This is a genomic window from Methylobacterium sp. J-030, from assembly GCF_022829545.1.
Lineage (GTDB): Bacteria > Pseudomonadota > Alphaproteobacteria > Rhizobiales > Beijerinckiaceae > Methylobacterium.
This window is the reverse complement of record NZ_JAKSYM010000328.1, coordinates 1-6,143: the sequence shown is the minus strand read 5'-3', so window position 1 is coordinate 6,143 and position 6,143 is coordinate 1. Positions and strand designations below refer to the sequence as shown.

Annotated in this window: 4 protein-coding genes and 1 pseudogene; 3 read left to right on the top strand and 2 right to left on the bottom strand. The window is 58.9% G+C overall.

Going from position 1 to position 6,143, the window contains the following annotated elements; genetic code table 11:
- Positions 1-1,544 (bottom strand): porin (locus MKK75_RS25705; protein WP_244045336.1); only part of this gene is annotated, 1,544 nt, incomplete at its 3' end.
- Between the two features lie 432 nt (positions 1,545-1,976).
- Between MKK75_RS25705 and MKK75_RS25700 the strand changes: the two genes are divergently transcribed.
- Positions 1,977-3,647 carry a transposase gene (locus tag MKK75_RS25700; protein ID WP_244045335.1) on the top strand — a complete coding sequence of 557 codons (1,671 nt, stop codon included), beginning with the start codon at positions 1,977-1,979 and terminating at the stop codon, positions 3,645-3,647.
- Between the two features lie 351 nt (positions 3,648-3,998).
- Here the strand turns inward: MKK75_RS25700 and MKK75_RS25695 are convergent.
- Positions 3,999-4,340 (bottom strand): annotated as a pseudogene (locus tag MKK75_RS25695) (IS5/IS1182 family transposase); the annotation flags it as partial.
- A 226-nt stretch (positions 4,341-4,566) separates the two neighbouring features.
- Between MKK75_RS25695 and MKK75_RS25690 the strand changes: the two are divergent.
- Positions 4,567-4,896: a transposase gene (locus MKK75_RS25690; RefSeq protein WP_244045334.1), complete on the top strand. Its 330-nt coding sequence runs from the start codon at positions 4,567-4,569 to the stop codon at positions 4,894-4,896.
- A gap of 398 nt (positions 4,897-5,294) precedes the next feature.
- Entirely contained in the window at positions 5,295-5,438 is a 144-nt protein-coding gene (locus tag MKK75_RS25685) for a hypothetical protein (RefSeq protein WP_244045333.1), read from the top strand.
- Positions 5,439-6,143 lie beyond the last annotated feature (705 nt).

Here is a 6,143-nt window from a genome sequence, read left to right as displayed (position 1 = left end):
TCAATGTCGATCACGCGGCCATTCTTCACGCCGATCTGGGTGTAGAAGCCCTCCAGGCCGATATCGAGGTCCTTGACCGGTGACCAGATGATGTTCGCGCCAGCGACGAACTGGTACGTGTCACGCAGCGCCTGGCTGAGGGTCGAGAACCGGGTGCCCGGCGCGCCGACCGCGTTCTGGCCGAAGGCCTGGGTACCTGTCGGGTTTAGTGCGCTGAAGATCAAGCTTTGACCAGCCCGCGATGCAGCCGAGAAATTCATCTCACCGTAGGAGCCGAAGAAAGCTGAGCGCCACTCTGGGCTCCAGTAGTGCAGATATGACCCGACGACCGTGAAGCTGTTGGACAGCTGCAGCTGGCCTGTCACAGGGTTGACCGTCGCGTCGTTGAAGTACTGCTGGAACTTCGAACCCTGAAGGGTACCAGCAGTCTGAGCGTAGCAGCCGGTGTAGGCGCAGTAGCCGGTGTAGTTCTGGGCGCCCTCAGCGTAGGCGCCCTGGAGGTACAGGGCATCGCCCGGGGCGATGAACGGCGCGTTGATCTTCAGGCCACCCTGGATAGCGTAGCCGTAAGCCGAAGACGTGTGAGATGGGGAGATGACCGCACCGGCGATAGGGGTGCTGTTGATGTTGCCGATGTCGATCTGGTGCGATGCCGCCGATAGCTGAGCTGAGCCCCAGGCTTGATCCAAGCGCACCTCGCCGACGAAGTCGGGCATCTCGTTGCGCTGAATAACATCAACGGTCTGGAAGGCCGTCGAGGAGGCGAGCAGCGTGCCCGCGGCGTTACGAACGAAGATCGGCGATGGAACGAACGTCACACCGAAGTTCGAAATCGAACCGTTGGCGGCGGAAACGGTCGTGGCAAGCGGCGAGAAGACGTTCGTGCGACGGAACGTCGGATCTTCGATCGAGATCGTGGCCGACAGGCCGTTGCCGACCGTCGCCGTGTAGGCCAGCAGGTTGGTGGAGAAGATGTCTGAGCCAGCGGTCGCGCCGGCGAACTCGAAGTCGTGGGCGTAGAAGTCGAAGAACGAGGACGCACGACCTGCGGTGAGACCAGCGAACTGGATGAACGCCTTGTCGACGTTCATGAACTGCTGTGCGCGACCGAACTCATCCTGACCTAATGCAGCGTAGGCATTGCCGATACGCTGCTGCGTGCCGGAGGTACCACCGCCATACGATCCGCCGGTGCGCGAGCCTGCGTCCAGGCGCACGAAGGCACGGAGCGTGCCATAGGCGGTCTGCGTCCGCGCGTCCATGTTGATGCGCAGGCGCGTTCCGTAACCGGCGGTGTCGCCGAGGTTGCCGCCGGACTGACGTGAATAGGTGGTTTCGTAGCCACCCTCGAACCGGGCCCGACCCGAGATGCGCAAGCAGGTGTCCGTGCCAGGGATGTAAAAGAACCCGGCGCCGTAGGCGGTGCAGACGCGGACGTACTCGATCGGTATAGCCTTCTTGACCGGCAGATCGGCCGCATTCGCGGCACCGACTGCCGCAAATGCGGCTGCCGACCCGAGTAGAGTGCCCTTCAAGAGCTTCATCGACTTCTCCAAAGCTTCGAGACCCGTAACACGGCGTCGCCCGGTTGACCCGGATCAGGCCGCGAAATTTGATTTGGCCCGCGTCTAAGCGGCAGGCTCATGCGGGCTCTCGCTTGGCGATGCCCCCGTGCATACCCACCATGTTCGAACACGTTGCAGCGAGCAACGAGGATTCTGACCCATCTTGGCTGTTCCAAGACGATGTTGCTTACTCGCAACAAATTGGGAAGGGGCTAGCCGGCAAAGGTTTGCTATATGCCATGGTTGCACGCCTCTTCGGCAGCCCTGCCGTACATCAGAGCATTGCGAAGCCGATGCTTAGTAAAGGATGCCGGCTTGGAACCGACCCAGCGCCAAGCTGATGTGATAGAATCGCAAAGGCGATTTCGCTCACCTTCACAACCTGCGATGACCACACCTTAGGTTCGAAACATGAACTTAGAAGATGAAAATGAATTTCAAGGTACAAAGACCGAAATTGTAATTCGGAAGTATGGACTTTTGGCGCCGGTCGAATGGACAGAGGACTGTGAGAGCGAGATGCGCCTCATGGATGATTTTTGGAATAAACTCATCGATGTACACGAAAAATATACATCTCGATATTTAGTTGTAATTGAGAAAGATGCGGGGTTTCTTGCAGCGAAAATTGAATATGACAATCTGCTTTCGAGGCAGGCACCGTCGGCTGCCGTGGCGACATCAAAGAGACAGCTCGCGATAGCACAGAAGGATGCCACTAGCCGTATGGCAATCGAGCTTCGTGCCTTGGAAACCGCACGGCGCGAGGAAGTCAAGATCGCGCGACAGAACAGCGGCTTGTGGTGGGGCAACTACAACGCAATCGTTCGATCTTCCGAGCGCGCGCGCAGTGCCGCGCTAAGAGGCGGGAATACGATGCGCCGTCGATCCAGTAGCGACAACGGCCGAATTACGAACACGATTCAGGGGGGGGCTGATGTCGAGTCTCTCTACGATGGGAGTCTGAGCCAAGTGATGGTTAGACGACCGTCCGGGCGCGCATGGTCGGCAGAGAGCCGTGGGGAGAGGCGTCGAGAACAGCGTACAGTGCTCACGGCGACAGTCTTTGTCCGTGATGGGGAGCGTCGTGTGGTGACTTGGCCCATGATCATGCACCGGCCAATCCCACCTGAGTGTCGCCTGAAGGAGGTGATCATAACGCGCCGCCAAGTTGGCGGCCGGTGGCGGTGGGCCGCGAGCTTCATGTGCACGCGTCCCGCAAAACCGCTCGCCCCAGTGCCAGCAAACTCAAAGCGCTTAGGGGTCGATATCGGCTGGCGACGTATCCCCGCGGGCCTGCGTGTCGCCACTGTGCTCGCCATCGGGGAAGAACCACGGTTCGTCGTTCTACCGAACGATTTGATCGAGTCTTTTTCACTGATCGAGGATCTGCAGAAACGTGTTCGTTCAAGCACAATACAGGGTCTCGATTTACTTCAGAACGCCGATGCAAAAGCCTATGCGCAAAAATTTCGAGTTTTGCTTCACCAATATCAATCAATCGAAGATAAAAATGCAGCACATCTAAAGGTCTTTTGCAAAGGAGCCTTTTTTCTTGAGCAGCAGAGAGAGTTGATCGCCCCCGATCTGGTTGCGTGGCGAATAGAGCACCTAAAGCTATCAACATGGCTGGCCAACCAAAGCAGGAAATGCGTTGGCCGACGCAATCATATCTATCATAACATTGCTGTCAATCTCCTGAATGACATATCAGAGATCGTCATGAACGATATAAAATTTGGGGAGATTGCATCTCGTAGAACTGCAGTAGCGGAGGGGGCTTTTTTTCCAAACCGCGTGCATTGGTACCGTAATATTGCGGCTCCGTCAGAGTTGATGCGCATACTCAAGCTTCAGGCGGCCAGACACGGCATAACATTTATCAAGCGCGAAGCCGACTCACCTGTTCGATGCCCCGGATGTGGCTCTACCTCGCGTAAAACCCGAGCCGACGCAATATTGCAAATCTGTACAAATTGCGGAACGAGCTTCGACCAAGATGTCGCAACGTGTCAGTCGCTTCTGAAAGCGACAAAGCCAGCCCGCCGTGTTTCGACTAAAACGAACGCTGGAAGTAGCTAGTCGTTTACTCGCTATCAAATCCGGTGAGCCGGCGAAAATCTGTGCTCTGCCGGCCATTGCACCGAGTTATTCAGCGTGAGAATATTATCAGCTGCCCGGACGAGACGAAGAGTTGGCCTTAGCGATTGATGTAGAAGTTTTCGCAACGAAGCGGCGAAACGCGCGTTTCAATCTGCTGCCAGCAAGCACGCCGAATGTCAAGCGGCATGCAATCAGGCTACAGATAATTCGAAATCAGTACGTAAAACTGTGCTGTATATTAGTCTATTTGGAGTATTATTAACCAAGATTTAAGTGATAAACTTCGTTAAATGTGCGGCTCTGTTACCTCAAAGCGTTACGGATCTATACTCCGTCTCGGCTCTGCAAGTTGGCAGGTTGCGGATCGAAGACGAGCGTACGCCCAACGCTGTCGACCAACGCCTGACGCAAGCGGCCTTTGACCTTCTTGCCAGCCTCATAGCCGCGCGGGCCACCGGTCTCCATCGTTTTGACGGCCTGGCTGTCGAGCACCACTGCAGACGGCGAGGCTTCCCGCCCTACACGCTCGCGATCGGCCGTGACAAAGTGAGGGGTGATCCGTTCAAACAATCCCGCGTCGAGCCAGCGCCTGAAGAAGCCGAACGACATCGAACGCGGCGGCAGATCCTTGGCGATGGGCCGCCATGCGATGCCGCTGCACAAAACGTATAAGCTCGACTTTGGCCATTTCCGGCGTGTTGATTGAGTGAGGTGACGAAGCGGGCGTGGCGGGTAGGCTGGTGGTGTCCCCGTTAAGAGACACCGCCATGACATCACTGCCCGCCCGCTTCGCCGGGTTCATCCTATCGCGTTGCTATTCGTCCATCGCTCCTGGCGCCATGCCCAGCTTTAGCTGATCGGCGCGATCCTAGTTCCGGGTCGGCGCACCGTAACGAACGTGCTGCGCGTCACCGGCCACACACGCGACCGACACTTTGTCAACGTCAACTGCGTGCTCAGCCGCGCCTCTTTGTGTCCTCGGACCGGCAGTCACACCCTGCTCGGGATGCTGATTGCGGCCTTCGCGCCCCTCGGTCCGGTCATTCTGGCGCTCGACGACACAATTGAGCGCCGCCGCGGCAAGCGCATCGCGGCCGAAGGCATTTACCGCGACCCGGTGCGCTCCAACGACAGCCATTTCGTCAAAGCGAGCGGGCTGTGCTGGATGAGCCTGATGGTGCTCGCCCTGATCCCTGTGCGGGGCGCGTCTGGGCGTTGCCGTTTCTGACCGCGCTGGTGCCGTCAGGTCGCGGCTGTCGCGACCGGGGCCGTCGGCACAAGCCGTTGCTCGACGTCGGACGCCAACTTGCCCTCCAGGGCCGCCGCTGACTGCGGGCACGCAATCTGATCCTGGTGGCGACAGTGGCTTGGCCGCTCTGCTGTTCCTCGACGCGATGCGCCGCGGTTGCATAACGGCGGTCACCTGCCTACGGCTCGACGCGGCGCTCTACGAGCCGGCCCGCCACGGCCGCCGGGCACGATCGGGCGCCCGCGTACCAAGAGCGCTCGGCTGCCGACGCTTACCGCGATCCTCACTGCCAAAGACACGCGCTGGCACGGGGTCTTGGTGCCCGGCTGGTATGGGGCGCGTGAGCGCAACTTTGAGATCGCATCCGGGATCGCAGTGTGGCGGCACGGTGGCCTGCCGGTCGTGCCGATCCGCTGGCGCCGGTGCGCGATCCCGAGAGCCGCTTCGCACCGCAGGCTCTGTTCTGTACAGATCTCGACCGCGAGCCGGTGCAGATCGTGTCCTGGTTCGTGCAGCGCTAGAATGTCGAGGTCACCTTCCATGAGGCTCGCGCTCACCTCGGCGTAGAAACCCATCGGCAGCGGTCGGACAAGGCCATCGCCCGCACCACACCCTGCCTGCTCGCGCTATTCTCGATCGTCACGCTGCTCGCCAGCCGTCTGCTGATCCGCGAACGTGCTCAGTTCAAGACGACGGCATGGTACGCCAAATCGCAACCGACATTCATCAACGCCCTCGCGGTAGTGCGCTACGCGCTCTGACGTGAACAGACTTCTTTGATGTCCCGCAGCCAGCGCCACAAATCGAAACGACGCTTCGTCTTACCCCGGCCCTGGGCCTACGCTCTCTGCCAGGCCGTCTGATCGGCCAAAGTCGAGCTAAGAAAGGCGTACTTTCGGCGTTTTATCATGGGCAGGACCCATTGCAGAAGTTGAGAATACCTGCTTGCGGCGGGCCCGGACATGAACAACCGACGATCTCCAGGATAACAAAAAACCCGGCCTTTCGGCCGGGCTAGTGAGGTCCCTTTGCACGGGGACATCAGGATCGGAGCTTTGGAGAAACCCGATCCCAATCTGGGAAACTAGAAATCGCGCTGGATGCGGACGCGAATCTGCTGAACCGATTGCTCGGTCGCGGTGCGTACCGGCCCACCAGCGTTAATCGAGGCGACACGAGCCGCTGTATACGCAGTCGGATCCTTGTCAATGTCGATCACGCGGCCA

Bases quoted from the DNA above. Each gene is read 5' to 3' on its own strand.
- MKK75_RS25700 (WP_244045335.1), top strand. From the start codon at position 1,977: ATGAACTTAGAAGATGAAAATGAATTTCAAGGTACAAAGACCGAAATT.